This is a genomic window from Streptomyces misionensis (assembly GCF_007896895.1).
In the GTDB taxonomy this organism is placed as follows: domain Bacteria; phylum Actinomycetota; class Actinomycetes; order Streptomycetales; family Streptomycetaceae; genus Streptomyces; species Streptomyces misionensis_A.
The window spans coordinates 4,426-24,209 of the sequence record NZ_VOGW01000053.1 but is presented as its reverse complement, the minus strand read 5'-3'; the positions used below and the strand labels follow the sequence as shown (position 1 = coordinate 24,209).

The 19,784-nt window shown below is 68.5% G+C and carries 18 protein-coding genes and 3 pseudogenes; 14 read left to right on the top strand and 7 right to left on the bottom strand.

Features of this window, described 5'->3' with window-relative positions; translation table 11 throughout:
• A pseudogene (locus tag FRZ03_RS09635) lies at positions 1-571 on the bottom strand (hypothetical protein); the annotation flags it as partial.
• A gap of 233 nt (positions 572-804) precedes the next feature.
• Between FRZ03_RS09635 and FRZ03_RS09630 the strand changes: the two are divergent.
• Positions 805-2,121: an FtsW/RodA/SpoVE family cell cycle protein gene (locus FRZ03_RS09630; RefSeq protein WP_261398796.1), complete on the top strand. Its 1,317-nt coding sequence runs from the start codon at positions 805-807 to the stop codon at positions 2,119-2,121.
• A gap of 49 nt (positions 2,122-2,170) precedes the next feature.
• Positions 2,171-2,587 (top strand): Sec-independent protein translocase subunit TatB, encoded by a 417-nt coding sequence (locus FRZ03_RS09625; protein WP_315902630.1) that lies wholly within the window; start codon positions 2,171-2,173, stop codon positions 2,585-2,587.
• Positions 2,588-2,628: 41 nt separating this feature from the next.
• Here the strand turns inward: FRZ03_RS09625 and FRZ03_RS09620 are convergent, their stop codons facing one another.
• Positions 2,629-2,838, bottom strand: coding sequence for a hypothetical protein (locus tag FRZ03_RS09620; RefSeq protein WP_261398793.1), 210 nt, complete (start codon positions 2,836-2,838; stop codon positions 2,629-2,631).
• 317 nt (positions 2,839-3,155) lie between these two features.
• Positions 3,156-3,713, bottom strand: a complete 558-nt coding sequence (locus FRZ03_RS39735) for a hypothetical protein (RefSeq protein ID WP_222443354.1) — start codon at positions 3,711-3,713, stop codon at positions 3,156-3,158.
• Between the two features lie 387 nt (positions 3,714-4,100).
• Between FRZ03_RS39735 and FRZ03_RS41405 the strand changes: the two are divergent.
• The 3 genes and pseudogenes from FRZ03_RS41405 to FRZ03_RS41165 all read left to right on the top strand — a co-directional run bounded on the left by FRZ03_RS41405 (position 4,101) and on the right by FRZ03_RS41165 (position 6,485).
• Positions 4,101-5,163 (top strand): annotated as a pseudogene (locus FRZ03_RS41405) (IS630 family transposase).
• Positions 5,164-5,417: 254 nt separating this feature from the next.
• Entirely contained in the window at positions 5,418-6,137 is a 720-nt protein-coding gene (locus FRZ03_RS09605) for a hypothetical protein (protein ID WP_146464748.1), read from the top strand.
• 225 nt (positions 6,138-6,362) lie between these two features.
• Entirely contained in the window at positions 6,363-6,485 is a 123-nt protein-coding gene (locus FRZ03_RS41165; RefSeq protein WP_398660021.1) for a hypothetical protein, read from the top strand.
• A 439-nt stretch (positions 6,486-6,924) separates the two neighbouring features.
• Here the strand turns inward: FRZ03_RS41165 and FRZ03_RS09595 are convergent, their stop codons facing one another.
• The gene (locus tag FRZ03_RS09595) at positions 6,925-7,722 is read right to left on the bottom strand and encodes a hypothetical protein (protein ID WP_146464747.1); all 798 of its coding nucleotides are present in this window, start codon (positions 7,720-7,722) and stop codon (positions 6,925-6,927) included.
• Positions 7,723-7,925: 203 nt separating this feature from the next.
• Positions 7,926-8,351: a hypothetical protein gene (locus FRZ03_RS09590; protein WP_146464746.1), complete on the bottom strand. Its 426-nt coding sequence runs from the start codon at positions 8,349-8,351 to the stop codon at positions 7,926-7,928.
• Positions 8,352-8,708: 357 nt separating this feature from the next.
• Between FRZ03_RS09590 and FRZ03_RS09585 the strand changes: the two genes are divergently transcribed.
• The 3 genes and pseudogenes from FRZ03_RS09585 to FRZ03_RS09575 form a co-directional block, all read left to right on the top strand.
• Positions 8,709-9,425: a peptidoglycan-binding protein gene (locus tag FRZ03_RS09585; protein WP_186785323.1), complete on the top strand. Its 717-nt coding sequence runs from the start codon at positions 8,709-8,711 to the stop codon at positions 9,423-9,425.
• 62 nt (positions 9,426-9,487) lie between these two features.
• Positions 9,488-10,309: a helix-turn-helix domain-containing protein gene (locus FRZ03_RS09580; protein WP_261398792.1), complete on the top strand. Its 822-nt coding sequence runs from the start codon at positions 9,488-9,490 to the stop codon at positions 10,307-10,309.
• 86 nt (positions 10,310-10,395) lie between these two features.
• Positions 10,396-10,735 (top strand): annotated as a pseudogene (locus tag FRZ03_RS09575) (transposase family protein); the annotation flags it as partial.
• Positions 10,736-11,281: 546 nt separating this feature from the next.
• Here the strand turns inward: FRZ03_RS09575 and FRZ03_RS09565 are convergent.
• Positions 11,282-12,535, bottom strand: coding sequence for a hypothetical protein (locus FRZ03_RS09565; RefSeq protein WP_261398797.1), 1,254 nt, complete (start codon positions 12,533-12,535; stop codon positions 11,282-11,284).
• Here FRZ03_RS09565 and FRZ03_RS09560 point away from each other — a divergent pair, their 5' ends adjacent.
• The 6 genes from FRZ03_RS09560 (at position 12,536) to FRZ03_RS09515 (ending at position 18,041) form a co-directional block, all read left to right on the top strand.
• Positions 12,536-12,817, top strand: a complete 282-nt coding sequence (locus FRZ03_RS09560; RefSeq protein ID WP_146464743.1) for a hypothetical protein — start codon at positions 12,536-12,538, stop codon at positions 12,815-12,817.
• A 207-nt stretch (positions 12,818-13,024) separates the two neighbouring features.
• Positions 13,025-13,831 carry a hypothetical protein gene (locus FRZ03_RS40160; protein WP_261398791.1) on the top strand — a complete coding sequence of 269 codons (807 nt, stop codon included), beginning with the start codon at positions 13,025-13,027 and terminating at the stop codon, positions 13,829-13,831.
• A gap of 597 nt (positions 13,832-14,428) precedes the next feature.
• A complete protein-coding gene (locus FRZ03_RS09545) occupies positions 14,429-14,689 on the top strand; it encodes a hypothetical protein (RefSeq protein WP_146464742.1) in 261 nt (86 codons plus the stop codon).
• A gap of 593 nt (positions 14,690-15,282) precedes the next feature.
• A complete protein-coding gene (locus tag FRZ03_RS38960; RefSeq protein ID WP_186785322.1) occupies positions 15,283-15,882 on the top strand; it encodes a polysaccharide deacetylase family protein in 600 nt (199 codons plus the stop codon).
• A gap of 224 nt (positions 15,883-16,106) precedes the next feature.
• Complete coding sequence (locus tag FRZ03_RS09535; RefSeq protein ID WP_146464740.1) at positions 16,107-16,622, top strand: DUF4232 domain-containing protein; 516 nt, start codon at positions 16,107-16,109, stop codon at positions 16,620-16,622.
• Between the two features lie 933 nt (positions 16,623-17,555).
• On the top strand, positions 17,556-18,041 hold the full coding sequence (locus FRZ03_RS09515; RefSeq protein ID WP_146464739.1) for a DUF8189 domain-containing protein: 486 nt from the start codon (positions 17,556-17,558) through the stop codon (positions 18,039-18,041).
• A gap of 232 nt (positions 18,042-18,273) precedes the next feature.
• On the opposite strand, the gene arfA is transcribed toward FRZ03_RS09515, so the two are convergent.
• Positions 18,274-19,773 carry an arabinosylfuranosidase ArfA gene (arfA, locus tag FRZ03_RS09510; protein ID WP_146464738.1) on the bottom strand — a complete coding sequence of 500 codons (1,500 nt, stop codon included), beginning with the start codon at positions 19,771-19,773 and terminating at the stop codon, positions 18,274-18,276.
• Between the last annotated feature and the right edge of the window lie 11 nt (positions 19,774-19,784).

The following is a 19,784-nucleotide window of genomic DNA, read 5'->3' as shown; positions in this document are numbered from 1 at the left end:
CCATCGCCGCGCTCACCCTGCAGCTCAGTGCCGGTCCGTCGTGCCCCGTCAGCACGTTGGCCAGCGTCACCGCCATGTCCTCGTGCTGGGCGTACGCCTCGGGATAGCCGCTGCGCTGGACCTTCTGCGCGGCGACGGTGACCGGCAGGTCGAGGTAGTCCGGCACCTTGGCCAGCGCGTCGAAGAACCGGCCAGACGCGTAGACGGGGTCACGGATCTGCGCAGGGCTGCCCCAGCCCTGGGACGGGCGCTGCTGGAACAGGCCGAGGGAATCCCGGTCCCCGTAGCCGAGATTGCGGAGTTTGGACTCCTGGATCGCGGTCGCCAGGGCGACGGTGACGGCCCGCTCCGGCAGGCCGCGCTCGTGGGCCACGGCCGCGATGGTCGCGGCGTGGGACGCCTGGTCCAGATCGAGCGTGACCGTCGTACCGTCCAGGCCGTGCGCCGTGCACTCGTCGGGAGTCGTCGAGCGGATGAACCGGACGGCGAAATAGCTCACGAGTGCGAGCACCACGCCCAGCCCGATCAGTACCGGCCACGCCTTGCGGCGCCCCCCTCTGCGTGCCGCCACGCCGACCCTCCTCTTACCTGGCCTCGACTACAGTTCGTTTGCGCTGTTGCGCAACCATATAACTCTGTTGGCCGTGTCCCCGAGCGGGGTTCAAGGCGATGGACCCGATCGAGGGGGAAGGCATGACGGGTCGGCAAGGACCGGCGAAACTGGCCGTGCGGTCGGGCCGGTCAGGGCGCCTGAGCGACCGGGGACTGGAACTGGTCCTGCTGATAGGCGCCATTTTCATCTGCATGTACGGTTACGCCGAGACGGCCCTCGCCGTCACCGGGAAGCTGCCCCCGGGCATGGCGGCGACGTGCGCGGCCGCAGCCGCGCTGCCCCTGGTGTGCCACGTTGTCGTACGCCGGTTCGCGCCGCATGCCGATCCGCTGATCCTGCCCCTGGCCACCCTGCTGAGCGGTCTGGGTCTCGTCCTGATCCACCGTCTCGACATCGCCTACGCGTCGCACTACCACCACTCGACGGCCGCGGCGCCGGGTCAGCTCATGTGGTGCGGGATAGCTACGGCGGTGTTCGCCGCCGCGGTGGTGCCGCTGCGAGACCACCGCAGGCTGCAGCGGTATCCGTACGTCACGATCGCCGTGGGCATGGTCCTGTTGATGGCGCCGGCGTTCTACCCCGGTGACGTCTACGGTGCCAAGCGGTGGATCTTCATCGGGCCGCTGTCCTTCCAGCCCGGCGAGTTCGTGAAGATCGTCATCGTGGTGTTCTTCGCCGGGTATCTGACGATGCGCAGGGACGCCCTCGCGCTCGCCGGGCGGCGGCTCATGGGCATGTATCTGCCGCGCGGCCGGCAGCTCGGCCCGGTCGCGGCCGTGTGGATCCTGAGCCTGCTCGTCCTGGTCTTCGAGCGGGACCTCGGCACCTCGCTGATCTTCTTCGGCCTGTTCGTGATCATGCTGTACGTCGCCACCGAGCGGACCAGCTGGGTGGTGTTCGGCGTCGTCATGTTCGCCGTCGGCGCCTTCGTCGTCGGCTCCTTCGAACCGCATGTCCACGGCCGTGTCGTCGCCTGGCTGCACCCGATGGACATCTTCCTCCCGCCCGACAAGCGCCCACCGGGGCTGATCTCGGACCAGGCCGCCCAGGCCCTGTTCAGCTTCGGCTCGGGCGGCTTCTTCGGCACCGGTCTCGGCGAGGGCCATCCGGAGCTCATCGGGTTCGCCGGGCGCAGTGACTTCATCCTCACCACGGTCGGCGAGGAACTGGGCCTGGTCGGGGTGACGCTCGTCATCCTGCTCTACGCGCTGCTCGCCGAGCGGGGCCTGCGCACGGCCCTGACCGTCACCGATCCGTTCGGCAAGCTGCTCGCCGGGGGCCTGGCCTCGGCGCTCGTTCTCCAGGTCTTCGTCGTCGTGGGTGGGGTCACCGGGCTCATCCCGCTCACCGGCAAGGCCCTGCCGTTCCTCGCCCAGGGCGGCTCGTCCATGGTGGCCAACTGGCTGCTGGTCGCTGTTCTGATCAAGGTCAGCGACACGGCCCGCCGACCTCCGCCGGAACCGGCCGTCGACGTCAGCGCCGCCGAGACCCAGTTGGTCCGGCCATGAGCCCGCCATCCCCTTCGGTGACAGAGCGGAGGCACCGACGTTGTTCGACGTGAGCCCCCTGGACCTGCTCGTCCTGGGAATTATGATCATCCTGCTGTTCGGCCCCGACAAGCTGCCCGAGGTCATACAGAAGGTGAGCGGGTTCCTGCGGAAGGTCCGCGCGTTCTCTGAGGCCGCCAGGGAGGATGTCCGCTCGGAACTGGGTCCGGAGTTCAAAGACCTGGAGCTGTCGGACCTGCACCCGAAGACGTTCGTGCGCAAGCACCTCCTCGACGCCGACGGCCTCGGGATCGAGGAGATCCGCTCCGCCCTGGACCCACGGGCGGAGTTGGCGGAACTGGCCGACGCGGTGAACGACGAGCCGAGCGAGCCGACTGAGCGGGGCGCGCGAACCGACAGTGGGGCGAGCCGAGCAGCCTCGCCGGAGCAGGCTCCCGCGCACGTCTACGATCCTGACGCCACCTGAGCCGGGGCGAGCGGTCAGACGGCCTGAGCCGCGCCGGACGATCAGGAGATGTAGCGGAGGGGCGGCCCGTCACCCGAAGAAGGCAGCGCAAACTCCTTCTGGACCGCGGCGGGCCGGCGGCCGTAATCACCGGAACGGCCCGGCCCGCCGGAGCTCCTGGCCGACGAACCGAATCGACTGTCACCCCTTCCGGATTCGACGCCGCCGTTACGGGTGCGGGTGAAGCGGTCGTTCGTGCGTGTGCGGTTCATGCGGAAACTTCCTCGATGCGGCACATATCAAGGAATTCCCGCAGGGATCAGTAGCACAGCGAATCGCAAGAATGGACCGATGGAATGCGAAAGCGAATCTGACCGACGAAAAATCCGTGCGGGCACAGGAGCTGGAATGAGTGGCGCGAAGCAGACGCAATGTTCGGGAGTCCACCGCGATGAAGGGATGCGGGCACCCGTGAAGGATGCTCCGTATGCGGGGAGCCGACGGTTTTCCTGGTTGTCGCCCGCAGGCGAAACCACTCCGGGAAAATGCGAGTAGCTGCGGCGCGCACCCCGAAGGACGCGGGATCCAGCTACAAGTAGATGATCACCCCGTCCGGAAAAGAAACCAGATAACAAAAGCGGTTCCAGCAGCGCAGGCGCCGAACCGGAGAGCACTTGAAGTTTTGGGAACCACAACTGCAACTGACATCGAGAGGAGCACGCCGCAGCGGCCTGTGTACGGTGAAGAATCCCACCCCACTTAATGCGTTAGAGAATCTTCCTGCCTGTCCCGTTGAAACCTCGGCTCGCGGACACAGATTTTGACCCAGCCGAAGCGCAACGTTTCGGCACGTTCTGGGGGCGCGCCCCGCATAAGGGCTGCTCTCCCAAAAGATGGTGCGGGCGGGCGTGGAGGTCAGGGTGGTTCCGACAAGCGTCACGGCCCGTCTCCGGCACGCACGGTAGCGGCCATATCGAAGACCATCAAGGACCAGACCGTCGATCAGCTCGGTGGAAACAGCAGCATCCTGGTGCGGCAACGCCGTGACACGAGGAAACGGCGGCTGACGGGTCAGTACCTGACCCTCGACGACCTTCATCAGCGGGAACGCTGTCTGAAGCAGGCGGTGCAGCTGGTCTTCAGCCATGCCTTCGTGGAGGAGACGGTGCTGTGGCCCCGCCGTACGAGCCTCAGGCCCGGACGGCGAGGAACTGACAACAGCCGCAGTCGTTTTGACAGCGGTACAGGGGCACGCAAGGTGCGCAACACCGGCCGCGTACCCTCGGACAAGGCAGTGCCCTCATCCCGGAATTCCAGTTCGGCGGCGCCACCGGCCCGAGCCAACCGCGTCTGGGCCCCAGACGAGTCCCCCGGCTATGCCCCGCCCGCGACGCGCGCACGGGCATGCGCACGTCGCGGGCCACTGCACGGTCGCGCGACTGGATAGCGCGAGTGCCGGTGAAGCGGTTACTGACCTTCAAAGCGTGGTGTCGTAGGGGCTGACGCCTCATGATCCCTGCGGTATGCCGACTGCATGAGGTATGCGCAAGGGGGCGGGCTGACCGACGAGCGGCGGGCCTTCCGCGAGCAGCTGAGGATGGAGGCGGCCGAGCGGTTCGTCCAAGGCGACGAGAACGCGGTCATCGCGCACGAGCTACGGGTCAGTGTCCGGTCGGTGCAGCGCTGGCGCAGGGCCTGGCCCCAGGGCGGGCCGAGAGCCCTGGCATCTAGGGGTCCTGCGTCATTGCCGCTGCTCAGTGACGAGTTGTTCGCGGTGCTGGAGCGGGAACTGGCCAAGGGGCCGGTGGCACACGGCTGGCCGGACCAGACCCGGACCCTGTCACGGATCAAGACGCTCATCGGGCGCCGGTTCCACAAGAGCTACACCGTGCAGGGTGTGGCCGCGCTGCTCAAGAGGCGTGGCTGGAGCTGCCAGGTGCGGCCCGGCGGGCGGTGAAGCGCGACGAGGCGGCGGTGGCCGGCTGGGTGAAGGAGACCTGGCCGAGCGTGGAAGGACCGTGGCGGCGCTCGGGGCCTGGCTCGTCTTCGAGGACGAGGCCGGTTTCTCGATGACGCCGCCGACCACCCGCACCTGGTCGCGCCGCGGCCACACCCCGGTGATCCGCGTGCGGGGCCGCTCCCGCCGCCGCTTATCGGTGGCCGCCCTGGCCTGCTACAAGGCCGGCGAACCCTCGCGGCTGATCTACCGTCCCTGCCCGGACGCCCGGCCTGATGGGCGCAAGAGCTTCTCCTGGAAGGAGTACCGCGACCTGAGCCAGACCGCCCACCGGCAGCTCGGCGGCCCGATCGTGCTGGTCTGGGACAGTCTCAACACACACCTGACGGCGGGAATGCGCCGCTACATCGCCGACCGCGACTGGCTCACCGTCTTCCAACTGCCGCCCTACGCACCCGACCTCAACCCGGTCGAAGGCATCTGGTCCGTCCTGCGACGCACCACCACAGCCAACCGCGCGTTCGCCGACGCCGACGACCTGATCACCGCTGCCCGGCGCGGCCTACGCCAGCTCCAGTACCGCCCCGACGTCCTCGACGGCTGCCTCACCGGCACCGGCCTCCGGTGCCAGCCACCATGACGACATCACGCATTCAAGGTCAGTATGAGGGGCGGTCATCATTGCCACCACTGATGCGACCTGGGTGGGATTCCATGAGCCATGCGGACCCCGGGCTGAAGTGCCGGGTCTGACAGCAACTCATCTCTGACCATGCGGACGAGCCTGTACCTCGTGCGCCATGCCGGTTGGCAGAGTTCCCCTATTCTTCTGCGGTTCCCGCCACATGTTCGTCCCCGGGGACCGCTTCAGACATGTGATGTGAGACAGAAAAAGTGATCCATTCGTTCATCGCGCACACGAGCCCGGGCCGGAGCAGGGTGTTCGCCCTTGTGAGGAGGCCAGGGGATGAGTTGGATGCTGTAGTGACATTGGGATCTGCTGATCTCCATCTGACTGAAGAACTGGTCAGCACACTCAATTCCTTCCTGTACGACCGCGACGAGAAGGCTCTCGGAAGGGTGCTGAACCGGGTCCCCAAGGCGGTGCGGATGGCCGCGCAGCAGTATCTGCGGGACAAGTGCGCACCGGTGATGGGGGCTTTCACCGAGTGCGGGCCGGTCGAGGCCGTTCGTGAGGCTGTCTACTTCGGACGGATCGATGATGAGATCGAGGACTACCTCGAAGGTGCTTACACGATCGGGCTCGGCGTCCGCATGTCGAACGAGCGGAAATCCGATGGCGGTGTCGGATGGGTCGTCCCGTTGCTCAGCGAGGAGGTTTCCGTGCCGGCCAGCGCCGAGCCGCGCACCTGGGCTGTCCCCGCAGGGGCAAAGCTCGTGAAGACGTGGACGAGTGAGCGGCTGACCGGCGGTGCCGGTCCTGTTCGCAGTGCGCTCCAGGTGGCGGAGGAGGCGACGGCTCAGGGCCGGTGGGTGAGGATCCACACGCTGCTGCACAGCCGCTACGACGTCGACTTCGAGGGCAGAGGGACCTCGGAGTTCGTCGTCGATGTCTTCGATGCCCCGATCCCGTTGGAGCACTCGGAGGAGTAGGCAGGGGGCCGCCGGCGGGCCTCGCTGGGCGCGAGAGGGGGTGCGTGCCCCGGGCCCTCGGCACGGCAGGGATGGTCGAGTACCTGGTGATGCTCGTACGGGCTGGCGCGGACCAGGTGACCGCGCTCAGCCCGCCGACCCGCGCGAGCGCGCCGGACGCCGACGGCCACGGCATTCCGAGCACCGGCCCGGCCCGCTGGGCGCCGAGGCGATGGACCCGGCGCCGTGCGAGGCGACCGACGGCATCCGGTCCTGGCCCATCTGCCCTGCTTCCACGTGCGCGGACCCGGCGAGAGGCTGTTCGAGGAGGCCCACGACTGGGCCCGGGATCTCACCGACGCCGAGTGAGCGCAGCGGCACCTGGTCGGCCTGGAATGCGTGGGCGGCCCCCTCGCAGGACGTGTGAGCATGGCCACCATGTCGGCCACGGGCGCCGCGATCTCAGTGGGGGCGGATGCCTCCAGGTGTCCTCGTGCCGCAGCCTTTTCCTCCCCGAGTGGGGAACGGGCCGTATCAGTCATGACGCTCGTTTGACGCTGCGAGCGACCGCAAGCAGGTCAGCGATCCGAAAAATGGCCTCTGATCTGGCCTTTCCGATGGTGGCATCGTTTTCCTGCCGCCTCGCAGAAGCGGACGGTCGAAGGTGGTCCAGGACCAGTGCAGGGTGCCTCGGGCGGGCGCAGGATCCGCTGTCTGCTCGCTGCCGCACACGGTGGAGGCACCGCTGAGACGGCTCCCCTCCAGCGTCGTCCACCGCCGTCGGTTCGTCCGGGTGCCAGCGCCCGGCTCATCCGCTCTGGGCCCACAGTTCGTCGATCTTCTGCGCGGCCCGCTCATTCCGAGCCTTCAGCTTGTTGAGAGCCTCTGCGTTCTTCTCGATGTCCTTGTTCTCGTACTCCGCCTCGACCGCGAAGGAGACGCCGAGCAGGTTGGTCTCGTGGACGCATTCCACCTCGGCCACCGCGGTCCTCGTCTCACGCGGGGTGACCTCTGCCTTGAGCGCCTCCGGGGTGCGCTGACCGGAGTCCTTCCACTGCCCGTCCTTGGCCGCGTCCACCGGCGTGGGGTAGTGGTACCCCTTCTGCGCCATGCACGCCGACCAGTTCCGGAACACGTCCCGCACCCGGGGATCGGACTGGGAGTGCGTGAAATCCTCGGCCCTGAGATTCGTGGCGAGCTCTTCGAACCCGCTCTTGTCCTCGCCCACGGAGACACTCTGCCGCTTCGCGGCTTTCCCGCCGCAGTCCAGCATTGCGTTCCGCAATGCCTTGGACAGTGATCCGAGGGATATCGGCTTGGAGCCTCGGGTGAAAGGGGGGAGGTGGTATCCATATTCCCGTGCCGTGGCGGCGTCGCTGATCGCATACCGGCGGGTGTCATAGTATCGCCAGAGCCGCACATACCGGCCTACCGCCCGCTCTCCGGACACGCTGGTCGCAGGGGGAGTGAAGCCCTTGTCCCGCACGCATTGGTCACGCATCCGTGAGTAGAGCACCTCTAGCTTTCCCTGGTGCTCGTAGTCGAGGAGGTATGTCTCGATCGGAAGGTGGACCTCGGCCATGCTCTTCGGCGTGGGTATGGGCACCGGCGCACCTGCCGACCGGTCCCCGCTCTCTTTTGGCGAGCAGGCTGCGACTGCGACCAGGAGCAGCGCCAGAGCGGTTTGGCGCCTGAAAGGGAAACGCATTCGTGATCTCCCAGCGAGGTGGAACCGAATTCAGACGGCCAGCCGGGCCCGGCCGGACAGCAACCCGTCCGGCCGAGCCCTTCACGGCTGTTGCGCTCCGGTCAGGTGCAGCTTGCCGTGGCGTCGAAGGAGGCCTCGTTGTTACGCAGAACCGGATTCGACGAGGTGAGGTTCCCGCCCCTGCCGGAGCTCACCCAGTTGTAGTCACCGCCGGAATGCGGGGAAACCCAGGTGGTGGAGTTGCAGTTGGTGGTGGCATTTCCTATCGACGCGGCGTTGTTGCGGACGGAATGGCCGTCGCTGAACGTGTAGCCGCTGAGGTCGGCATAGTAGCCGTACCCCTCGAAGATGCCACCCGCACCGTTCGGGCTGTAGTACAGACAGCCGTAGGCGCCGGTGTAGTTGCAGTGGTCGTTCCAGCCGCCCCTGGCGCTGGTGCCGACATTCACGCCGGTGACCGCCGAAGCCGGCGTGGTCGCCAACGCGAAGGCCGCTGCCACCCCCGCCACGGCGGCAGCCGCACGCATGGTCGTCTTCCTCGCCCTCATACCCACTCGATCCCTTCCGCCGAGCGCTCGCCCCATGCCGAGGCGAGTCGTGGAACGAGCGTGTCGGAGAGGACGGAGGCCTCGCCAGGAGTACCGGCGGTTGGAGACGTCTCGGGAAATCCCAGGCTCTGAGCTGCTGAAACCCAGCCGGGAGGAGGCCGTCCCGGGACTTCGCGGCCGCAGCGCACCCGCATGTCATGGCCGGATCGGGTCTGGACGAAGATCGGTGGAGACACGTGTCATGTGAGATATGAGCTACAGGGAGACACCTGGTTGGCACCGGTCACTCGATGGAGTCCGCCGACGCCGAAGGGCGGGTGCCGCCGTGAGAGCGTCATGAGATGGAAGGAATTGCCCGCATCGCTGGGGCCGGACGCATGCCGGCTGGTGGCGGAGCTGCGGCGGTTGAAGGATCACGACGGATTGACCCTGAAGTCGCTCCAGACAAAAACGCCTTTCAGTAGTTCGTCGTGGGAGCGGTATCTGAACGGCAAAGTGCTTCCACCGCCGCCCGCAGTCGAAGCCCTGGCCGAACTGGCCGGAGAGGATCCGGCCCCGCTGCTGGCATTGCTGGATGCGGTCGCCGGAGCGGACTCGTCCGTACAGACGTCGAGTGAAAGCGGGCCGGACGGCGATCTCGACGCATCGAGGGTGCGGGTCGGAGCACTCGTCCTGGCCGTGGGCGCCCTGCTGCTGTCCGCGGCCATCTCTGTTCTGCTGCTCGCCGGTCCCGGTCGTCTGGGTGCCGACGCGAAGACGGAAAGCGTGACGGGCGCGGGAAAATACACCTGCACATACACACGACGCGGCGGGAAGCTGTTCGCGGGCAACAGCAGCACTATCTCCCGGCTCGTCATGCGCAACAACACCGGTCCGGCTGCAGCGGAAGTGCAGTGTCTGCTGCTGCGCCACAAACTGTCGCCCGGTGATGTCGACGGATACTTCGGTGAACAGACCGAAACGGAGGTCAAGCGGCTTCAGCGGCTGGACCACGTTCCTGTCGACGGGGTGGTCGGCGAGCAGACGTGGACGCTGTTACGCGATGTGAACTGATTTTCGGTGGGTTCGAGGGGTGGGGGATGAGGGTGCCACGGAATTCCGGAAGACGGCAGACGTTGCCGCAGAACATGCCCGGCGCATGGGCGCGTCTCGTCACCGAATTGCGCGCTCTCAAAGACCGCAGAGGCCTCAATCTTGCCGATCTGGCCTCCGCCACCGCCATCAGCAAGTCATCATGGGAGCGGTACCTCAACGGCAAACAGTTCCCTCCCCTTTATGCCGTACAGGCGTTGTGCCAGGTAGTGAAAGAGGGCGAGACCGAGTGCGTCGGACTCTGGAAGCTGGCGGACGCGGCATGGGGGAGACGAGGACACTCGCTCACTCCCCGCGGCAGCACGTCATCGCCTGAGCAGCCCAAGGGGAGGGGCGTCTGGCACGCGCTGCTTCTTGCCGCGTCCCGTCCGGTGAACAGCCACCCCAAGACCACGGCGGCCGTGGTGGCGCTCATCTGCGCCGCGATGCTGGTACCCGCGGCCCTCATTCACGCGGCCCGCACCTCGGCCGCGTCACCGTCGGCAATGCGTCCACCCGTGTGCCGGCTGCAGGCATGCGAAGGCCGCAATCCTCGTACCACTGCCTGCGAGGACCCCGTCACGCTGGCGAAGCACACGGCTGCGGACGGCACTCGTCTGGAGATTCGTGTCAGTCCCAGCTGCCGAGCGGGTTGGATCCGCGCCTGGCCCACGCACGCGGGATTCCGCCTGGAAATATCCGGCCCTCAGGCGCATGCCCAACGGACCGCGGACACCGGGCGGTCGGCCGACCAGCAACTGATCACCACGAAGATGATCGCCGCCCCGAGCCCGTCACACCTGCGTGCGTGCTACTACCCTGCCCGGAGCGCCCCCGGCGAGGAATGCTTCAGCGGTGGTGACTGAGCAGGAGGCCCCCGCTCACTGAGCTTCTTCGAGGTGGCCACCGATCAGGTGACGGTCCGCGAGCCACAACGAGCGAGGCCCCCGGGCTGTGGCTCTCGCCCGCGCTGCCGGGCGGGGCTCACGACCTGACCGCCGCCCGCACTCACCAGATCATCCGCATCTGCGAGCGCCAGGGCGTCCCCATCCTGGCCGATCTCGCCTACCAGGGCGGCCCCTGGCTAACCACGGGCATCAAACGCCAGGCCCCTGGAGGAGCTTACCCCCACCGACAAGACCGTCAACCGAGCCCTGGCCGCGGCAAGGGCACCGGTCGAACGAGGCGTCGCCCGCCTGAAGTCCTGGCGGATCTTCCACCGATCCCGGGGCAGCCCCAACCGCATGACGTCAATCACTAAAGCCGTCCTCACCCTGGAGCAGCAACACTGAAGAAGCTCAGTCATGGGCGGTGCTGTGAGCGGCGTAAACACTCTGCTCCGGGCAGGCGCCCGAGACCACTCTCCCGACGAGTGACTCTTGTGCCGGGCCCCGTGCACAACATGTGTTGCACCAGCTATGGTCATCTCGACCGCTTCTGAGCTGCGTGAACTCGAACCGCGCACTCGTGGTGCCCTGGAGAATTGCCGGCGACTGGGACCCTACCGGCCGATGTGTCCCTCGTTCCGTGGTCGAGCGCATCCGATACAGGAGTCCCCGGCACTCGCCGGGAGGCAAGGACGGTAAGGACGGCGCCGACGGCCGCAGGCAGACATGCCCGGGCGGGTACGGCCTCCAGGCACCCGACTACGATCCCGACGCGCTCGTCTGCCGCCGCGACGGCGCACCGCAGCCGAGCGATTCACGGAGCCCGTCATCGACGCTGCTCGGGCTGCCGGCCGAGCGTCGCCCGCATCGCGTGGTTGTGCCCCTGTCTGGCGTCGCGGCCGGGCAGGGGCGCTTTCGTGCGTCCAAGGGGCTATGCGCCGAGCGACTCGATCAAGTGGTCGTCGAGGTCGGCGAACCAGGATCGAGGTGGCCCGGCCGCCGGTCGCCGAGGCGGCGTCGATGCAGCCGTGCAGCAGCTCGGCAGCCGACTCGGGCTCGTCGAGCCGGATCCGGGCGAGCGCCTGATCGGTGGCCACGATTGCTCGTTGTACCCGCTCGCGGGGTGCCTGCAGAGCCTCGGCCGACTGGGCGAAGTAGTCCTGTGCCTCGGCGGGGTCGCCGACGTACAGCGAGGTGATGCCCTCGATCCCACGCAGGTGCGGCGGCCGAGAAGCTGCTCGATGCCGGGTCGCCGTCGCGGTCGCTGTCCAGGTCGTACCACGCGAGGGCGAGTGCCGCCTGCGCGTGCCGCTCGGCGCCGGCACGGGCCGCGATCTCTGCTTGCAGGGTGTGCGCTCGGGCCCGGACCGTCACACTCTCACCGGCTCGTGCGTCACGCACTGCCGCCTCGACGAGCTGCTGCGCCGCCTCGATGCCGGGTGTCGAGTACAAGGTGACCAGGGCGTGGCTCATGTGAACAGCAGCCCGGCGCCATGATGAGCCCGTGCCGCCCGCAGCGGCCGTTGCCGCGGCGTACAGCGTCCGCGATGCCTCGTCGTCGCGTGTCTCGAACGCCGTGCGGCCAGCGAGGGTGTACGCCTGCGCGGCGACTGCCTGTAGGCCGGGCAGCAGCGGCTCGGGCACGGCAGCGTCGAGCAGCCGACGGCACGACTCGATGATCGGCGCGAGCAAGAGCTGCACCCGGACGAACGGCACTGTTCCGACTTGCCCGTTCACGTCGCTGACCGCGATGCGTAGTGCATCGAGCAGACTTTCGTCAATGCGCGTCGGGTCGGCGAGTGCTGTCGAGAGGGCGAGTTGCGTTGAGGGGCCGAGCAGCGCGAGCAGCCCGCCCCCGCTGCGGGTCGCTTTCCGTACGAGCAGCGTGCGCAGCTCGTCGAGGCGGTACTCACTCTCACCGAGGTGCGCGAGCGCGACGAGCAGCTCGTCGAAATCGCTGCCTGCGCCGATGGATGTCTGCCCGTCGGTGCCACGGGCGTACAGGTGCGCGAGCAGGAGCTGATACCGATCGCTTGGCAGGATCGACGTATTGCTGGACTCCCACCGTGCGACGGTCGACGTACCACCCGAGTTCCCGGTGCCCTGTCTGCCGGGTGCCGGTGATAGCCGCGGCAAGGGCATGATCAACTCCGTGTCGTAGGTTGTCAGATCCCGCGCCCGTCCGCCGTCCGGTGAGATCGACACATGGACGCGATGACCGCACCGGCCATTCTGGCCGACCAGCTCGCTGAGCGCGGGCTGCACGTGACGAACCGGGGCGACCACACGGTTACCGTGATAAACCCCCTGCGCCCGCACGTCGGCGAGACCGTCACCGACCAGGGCGGCCGCTACATCACCGACTACGGGTACGCGATCGGCGTACATGGCGACGAGCAGGCGACCGCCGACCGAGTCGCCTACCTGCTCGGGCTGCCACGTCCACGCCTCCCCCGGCAGCCAACGCACCCGGAGGTCGCCGCGTGAGCGGAGAACCAAGGGTGATCAGCAGCGCCCGGATCGGCGTGGCTCGCGGGTTCGACGGGTTCGTCGCCGCCGACTGGCTCAGGCACGCCGCGAGCGTGACCGGCGCGCTCGCCGTATGGGAGCGGGGCGGACTCGTCGACCGAGGTCGGGAAGAACTGGGACGTCGTGCGGCTGCCGCGCCCGCTCGGATGGCAGACCCTCACTCTGATGCGGCAGAACGGCGCACCCGTCGGGCCGGCGCAGCACACCCCCGACGGGGTCGAGGTGCTCGTGTCGGTCGGCTCCGCCGCCGAGTGGCAGTTGCCCGACGCCGAGGCGCTCACCGAGGGCACCATCGACGTCCCGCACCCGGCGACGGTCGCGCCAAGTACACAGCAGGCGCACACCTGGATCGTTTCGCCGCAGGAGTGCGGGCCGCTCACCGACGCGGATCTGCTGCACGAGGCGTACGCCGCGGCGCTCGCATCGGGCTCACATGGACATCACCCGACGACCATCATCACTATCGCCCCGACACCCGGCGTGATCGCGTCGCTCGCCGTCCGCCCATGGATCGACCACACAGCCGCCGGGCAGAACTTCGCGCCCATGCTGATCACACACCCGACTCCGCGCAGGCCCGACGACACTCCCGAGGCGATCGAGGCTGGCATGCGCGGTGTCGCGCAGGCGCTCGGCGCGGGGCGCCCTGATTGCTTCCTGCCGGACGTCGGCCCCCGTGTCGCCATACACCGCGGCACCGTATTGATCCGTTTCGAGGGAGCTCCGCACCTGCTGACCACACGGGCTCCCCGCTGGGTACAGATCGTCACTGGTCTTGGCCTGGTGCTGCTCGCCGTCGGATTCGACCCTCTCTCGCCCGGCACGCACGGCGCCGAGGTCGACGAATACATCGAGCGCGCCGGCAAGTCGGACCGGATTCGGTTCGCTGGCGCCCGAGTCGCACACAGCGCTCGTCACTGGCCTCGCGTCGAGCCGCCGAGCAGTGCTCGCCTGCTCACAGCTCGTCGGTAGTCCTCAGCCGTCATCCGGCGGCGCAGTCCCGTTCACGATCAGGCAGCCGTGGCGCTGGCCGACGACACGGTCGGAGACCAGGGCGGCGGCGCGGTCTGCTGATCAGACCGCCACACCCACATCCCTGTTCCTGCCCGCCAGGCGGGCCAGACAGCGGCGCATCAAAGTGACCGCTGCGCTCGCCGAGGGCTCCGTAGGGCGCGGAACGGGCGTGTCTGACCGCGGTACCGCCGGGCCGAAGGCCCAGCAGACCCAGCGGGCGGAGCCTGCCGGGTCCCGGACGAGGCACGAGGCTGCCGGCAGCACGCCACACCACCGCGAAGGCACTCCTGCGGTCAGCAAGGCCCACTGCTGCCCCTGCTGCGTGCGGGGCTTCCTGCCCTTGCGCTGATCAGGAGCACCGACAAGACTCGTATATGCGGCGGTGCCCTGCTGTGAAGCACCTCCGGTCTGGAGCGAGTGCTTCCCCTCCTCTCCGCGCCGGGAGCGCTTTGCAGGGCCGACGGCACAGCCGGGAACGCGTCGCGACTGTCACGCCTGACGGCGCGGCCCTCACCTCAAGGTGTTGAGTGAGGTTTCGGAAGGCAGGCAAATCCCATGAAGAAGCGGCGCACCAAGCGGCTGCTGGTCGTCTCCGCGGCCGGCGCACTCCTGGCCGGCGGCGGCGCGATCGCCGCGGTCGGCCCCGCAGTGGCGGCTCCTACGGCCCACCTCTCCTCGTACCCGTCCTCCTATCACTCCGACGACGGCTGCGGTTGGTGGGGCGACGACTGCGGCTACGGCGGCTACGGCGGCTACGGATTCGACCACGGCGGATACGGCGGAGGTGACCACGGAGGCGGACACGGCGGCCGCTGATCCCCACCCATGACAGCAAGGTGTGCGCCCCGACCGGCAGGCCCCGGGGCGCAGGCTCATCACTGCAGACTGCATCCAACGCCACAGCGCCGACCTGGGGCAGGAGTTCCGCCAGGCACCCCACCGTCCAACCTGCCGGAGTGCAAGCGCGATCCCGCTGAGCCCGGTTCTTCGGCGTATCACCGCTGGCACAGTCACCGCCGCACTCGGCGCGCTGGAGATCACCCATGATGCTCACCGGATTCCGCTGGCTCCACCTGCCCGAACCCACACACTTCCTGTTCATCTCCGCGTGGCGCACCGCGATGGCGTGCTTCGATGCCCGACCACGCCCACCCTCGGAGCCCAGACGAGGTGTGGCGGCCGCCCTAGACGCCCGCCTTCTACCTGCACCTGTCAATCAAACACGGCCGATCATCCGCACGACGCAAGGGGGATCTGCAAGATCCGTACGCCCGCCGGCGCGATACAGAGGACTGCGGGCCGCCTGCGCAACTGCGGCAGCCCTGCTTGCAACCGCAGGCCCCCCGGACACAGTCGCTGACGCCGCTACTCTCCCTCCTTCTGGACCTGACTGCACCGTTGTCCGATGCGTGGCGCTGACATTCGACGACGGCCCCACCCAGTACACGCCCTCCATCCTGCACCTGCTGGAAGCACACCACGCAGTGGCAACGTTCTTCCTGATCGGTCCCCACGCCCTGCAACGGCCGGCCCTCGTCCGGCGCGAGCAGCACGACGGTGACGCGATCGGCGACCACACCGTCACCCACCCCCACCTCACAGCCCTCTCCTCCGCCCGGATCCGCCGAGAACTCGATGGGGCAGCAAACGACATCGCCTCGGTCACCGGCCGCCGACCGACGCTGCTGCGTCCACCGTTCGGTGCCTACAACCCGCGAGTCAGCCACGTGGCCGGACAGACAGGACTCGCCGTGATCATGTGGAGCCTGGATCCCCGGGACTGGAAGAAAGTCACCCCCCAGGCCATCGAGCAGCGTGTCATCAATCGCATGCGCCCCGGCGACATCGTCTCTCTGCACGACCGGTACGCACGCACGCCCAAAGCGCTCCCACTCATCCTCACAGACCTGGCCAATCGCGGATACGCCTTCGTCACCGTCCCCCAGCTGCTCGCCAGCAGCGGAGGAACACGGCCCGGCCTGGTCTACCACCACGGCCCAAGACGCTGACCCGCCGCATAAGCGGCCTGACCGCACCCGCCCGTCAGCGGTCCGCCACCCTCGCCGGCGCCGTCCCGACTGGCACCGGGGCGGCGACGAGGCGGCACTCCGGTCGCTGTGGCGAAGGCGTTACATCCCCGTGACGGCCATAACGAAGGGAATCGGCAGGCTTCGTGGCGTCAGGGATTCGGGGCGCGGCCCCACGTACGACCGCTAGACACGGAGAGTCGACCATGGGTAAGTCCAGCAAGTTCGTGATGGCAGTTGCCGGCGTTGCACTGGCGGGAATCGCCGGTACGGGTGTCGCTCAGGCATCCACCGCCGCGCACCCGGCCGACTCCGGCGCGCCGTCCTCGTGCCGTCCCGCCAACCTCAAGACGAAGATCACGCCGGACACCGCCAGCGCCGGGCACCGCCACTACCGCGTCACACTCACCGCCGCCCCCAAGACCAGCGCCTGCCAGCTGGCCGGCTCGCCCCGCGACGTGAAGTTCTACAACAACGGCTCCCTCAAGGGCGTCACCGCGAAGCCCTACGGCTCGCAGAGCACCAAGGTGACCTTCGGCCCCGGCCACCCCGTCCACTTCGACATCCAGGTGCCCAACGCCTCCAAGGGCACGACGGCCAACCGGGTCGTCTTCACCCTCAGGACCCCCGGCGGCGGGATCATCCCGGGTGACCAGGAGGCCGACGGCAAGCTGTCCGTCGACTACGGCACCCAGATCGGCGCCGTACAGCCCGGCGCCTGACCGACACCACACGCAAAACGTGCGGCCCGCCACCCGACGGTGGCAGGCCGCACGCGACGGTGCGAGGACATACGCCGGCGCTGACCGGCGCCTCGCAGAACGCCGCCACGGAGGTTGCCGGGAGTACACCTCCACAGGGGAACGCAAGCGCGTGCGCACTGCCGCGCCACTGTCGCCCGCGCGGGCGGAAGCGGACGCGCAGCTTCCCGCATCGGGTGCGTCTTCGCCCCGCAGTGCGGCCCTGAGCGCCGAGAACGCGTTCCCCGTCGAGTACTGCTTGACTGCCTGTTCTCTGTCCGTTTGCGCGGTCGGACAGGTTCGAACCGGGGCCTGGTTCCGGTGAGTTGTCCGGTGCGGGTGCATGAAGGAAGGGCCTCTTGGTAGCTCGCGGATGTCGAGTCCAGCGAGAGGCAAGAGGCCCTGTTGTCGAAGTGTCGCGTGGTCGTGGTCGCCGAGTCCAGTTCGTCCACTCGTGGGTGTGACTGCCTCGCCCGTAGGTTCTGAAACGCGGTCGACCGGCGTCCGGGCCATCGCCCGCACCTCCGCCGACGCCAACCTCGACATCCCGCTCCCCCACCGCCGCAACCCCGGCGCCCCCGGCCTGACCGACTCCACCGAAGCATCCCGGCTGCTGGCCGACCTGGCTCGTGCCGGATGGCCCGCCACCACACTCGCCCGCCGCCTGGACGTCAACCCACGCACGATCGCCGAGGTGCGCAACACACGCCCCCGCCTCCACCTCGACCTGGCGCTGCGGATACGCCGCCTGCACCGCGACCTGATCAACCTCGACCCCGCCGGCTACGGCATCCACTCCACCGACATCGCCCGCACCCGCGCCGCAGCCACCCGACGCACCCCGCCGAACCATCGTTTGAATCGGGCAGTCCAGCAGCCTCCGACCATGCACCGGATCTCCCGCGGCCACAAGCGGTGCGACCTGACCATGCCAACCGCATCGACGTCTTCGCCCGCGGCAAGGACAGCACCCTCCAGCGCCAGTGGCTCGACAGCGGCTCGTGGGGCAGCTGGGAAAGCCGCGGTGGACTGCTCACCTCCGACCCGGACGTCGTCGCCTGGGGCCCCAACCGTCTCGACGTCTTCGCCACCGCGCAGGACCACACCGCCCCAGTACCTGTGGTTCGACAGCAGCCCCGCCGGCTGGGGCGCCTGGGAAAACCTCGGCGGCGCCTTACCCGGCTCACCGCCACCTCCTGGGGCCCCGGCCGCCTCGACGTGCACGGCGCCGGCATCGACAGCGCGGTGCACCACCGCAACTGGGAAACCGGGGCGTGGAGCGGCTGGAACAACCTCGGTGACGTCGCCCAGGCCCCCATCGCGGCGACCACCTGGACCAACCGCGTCGACGCCTTCACCACCGTGCCCGACTCCGCCGTCCACCACGCCCAGGGAACCTGACCTGCACCTGCACCTGCACCTGCACCTGCTCCGGACCGCGGCGGGGCCCGAGGGCGCCGCTTGCACCGGCTGACCGGCCGCGCCCAACCCCGGTGCCGGGAACGCGGGAGCTGGACCGCTTGACCGAGCGCACCGGGTGATCAAGCCGGGTCCGGAGTCAACGCCTGTCCATCGCCCTGATCGACGACGGCATCATGCGCCGCCTCGGCGCCGTCCGGTCGGGTGTGGTCGCTCAGCGCAGGGCGATCGCGGTCCACGACACCGGTGGCAGCTCGATGGTGAGCACGCCGTCGGCGAGTGTGGCGCTCGGGTTCGCGGACGGGGTCACCCGGTTCTGGTCGGCGAGCGTGTTCTTCGCGTAGACGTCGGAGTCGGCGAGCGTGACCGCCTCGGCGATACGCGACGAGCCGAGGCCGCGCACATCGATCGTTACCTGCGCGGCCTCCCTCAGGTCGCGGTTGACGAGGAATACCGCGGCCCGGTCCTCGTCGGCGGTCGCGACGGCGTCGATGACGGATGCCTCGCCGTGGCGGGCCGTCTCGTACGTCGGCGTCTCGATGACCGGGCGGATCACCTCACCCGAGGCGAGCCGGCTCGTGATCGAGAACGGGTGGAAGGTCGTCTGCCGCCAGGCCGGGCCGCCGGGCTCGGTCATGATCGGCGCGATCACGTTGACGAGTTGGGCGAGCGAGGCCGAGGTGACGCGGTCGCTGCGCCTGAGGAGCGTCATCAGCAGATTGCCGACGACGACGGCATCGGCCACCGTGTACTTGTCCTCGAGTTGCCGAGGGGCGTGGCGCCACACGTCGTTGACGTCCCCGGACTCCTGGTGCTCCTTGAGGTACCAGACGTTCCACTCGTCGAAGGAGATGTTGATCTTCTTGTTCGAGCGTTTCTTGTACCCCACGTGGTCGGCGGTCGCGACGACGGTGTCGATGAAGTAGTCCATGTCGATCGCGGAGGCGAGGAAGGAGCCGAGGTCGCCGTCGTGCTCCTGGTAGTACGCGTGGCAGGAGACGTAGTCGACATGGTCGTAGGCGTGCTCGAGCACCGTGCGCTCCCAGTCGCCGAAGGTCGGCATGCCGGAGCCGGAGGAGCCGCAGACGACGAGTTCGAGGTCCTTGTCGGCCATCTTCATCGCGGCCGCGGTGCGGGCGGCGATCTTGCCGTAGCCGTCCGCCGTCATGAAACCGGTCTGCCACGGTCCGTCCATCTCGTTGCCGAGGCACCACATGCGCACGTTGTGCGGTTCCCGGGTGCCGTTGGCGATGCGCAGGTCGGACAGCGCCGTGCCGGACGGGTGGTTGGCGTACTCCAGGAGGTCCAGGGCCGGCAGGATGCCTCGTGTGGCCACGTTGACGCTCAGCATCAGCTCGGAATCGGTGAGCTTGAGCCACCTGGCGAACTCGTCGAGACCGACCTGGTTCGACTCCAGCGAGTGCCAGGACAGGTCGCGGCGCACCGGGCGTTTGTCGCGCGGGCCGATCGAGTCCTCCCAGCGGAAGCCGGAGACGAAGTTGCCCCCCGGGTAGCGGACGGTCGTGCTGCCCAGCTCCCTGACCAATTCGACGACGTCCATGCGGAAGCCTTCGTCGTTCGCGCTCGGGTGTTCCGGCTCGTAGAGGCCGGTGTACACGCCGCGGCCGAGGTGTTCGACGAACGCACCGAAGGTGCGGCGGCGGACGGGGGCGACGACGGCCTGCTTGTCGAGCTCGATGTGGGCGCGGGGCAAGGCGGGGGTCC

Bases quoted from the DNA above. Each gene is read 5' to 3' on its own strand.
- FRZ03_RS09560 (WP_146464743.1), top strand. From the start codon at position 12,536: ATGGACGCGATGACCGCACCGGCCATTCTGGCCGACCAGCTCGCTGAG.
- FRZ03_RS09585 (WP_186785323.1), top strand. From the start codon at position 8,709: ATGAGATGGAAGGAATTGCCCGCATCGCTGGGGCCGGACGCATGCCGG.
- FRZ03_RS09590 (WP_146464746.1), bottom strand. From the start codon at position 8,351: ATGCGTGCGGCTGCCGCCGTGGCGGGGGTGGCAGCGGCCTTCGCGTTG.
- FRZ03_RS09535 (WP_146464740.1), top strand. From the start codon at position 16,107: ATGGGTAAGTCCAGCAAGTTCGTGATGGCAGTTGCCGGCGTTGCACTG.
- FRZ03_RS09630 (WP_261398796.1), top strand. From the start codon at position 805: ATGTACGGTTACGCCGAGACGGCCCTCGCCGTCACCGGGAAGCTGCCC.
- FRZ03_RS09620 (WP_261398793.1), bottom strand. From the start codon at position 2,838: ATGAACCGCACACGCACGAACGACCGCTTCACCCGCACCCGTAACGGC.
- FRZ03_RS39735 (WP_222443354.1), bottom strand. From the start codon at position 3,713: ATGGCTGAAGACCAGCTGCACCGCCTGCTTCAGACAGCGTTCCCGCTG.
- FRZ03_RS09545 (WP_146464742.1), top strand. From the start codon at position 14,429: ATGAAGAAGCGGCGCACCAAGCGGCTGCTGGTCGTCTCCGCGGCCGGC.
- FRZ03_RS40160 (WP_261398791.1), top strand. From the start codon at position 13,025: ATGCGGCAGAACGGCGCACCCGTCGGGCCGGCGCAGCACACCCCCGAC.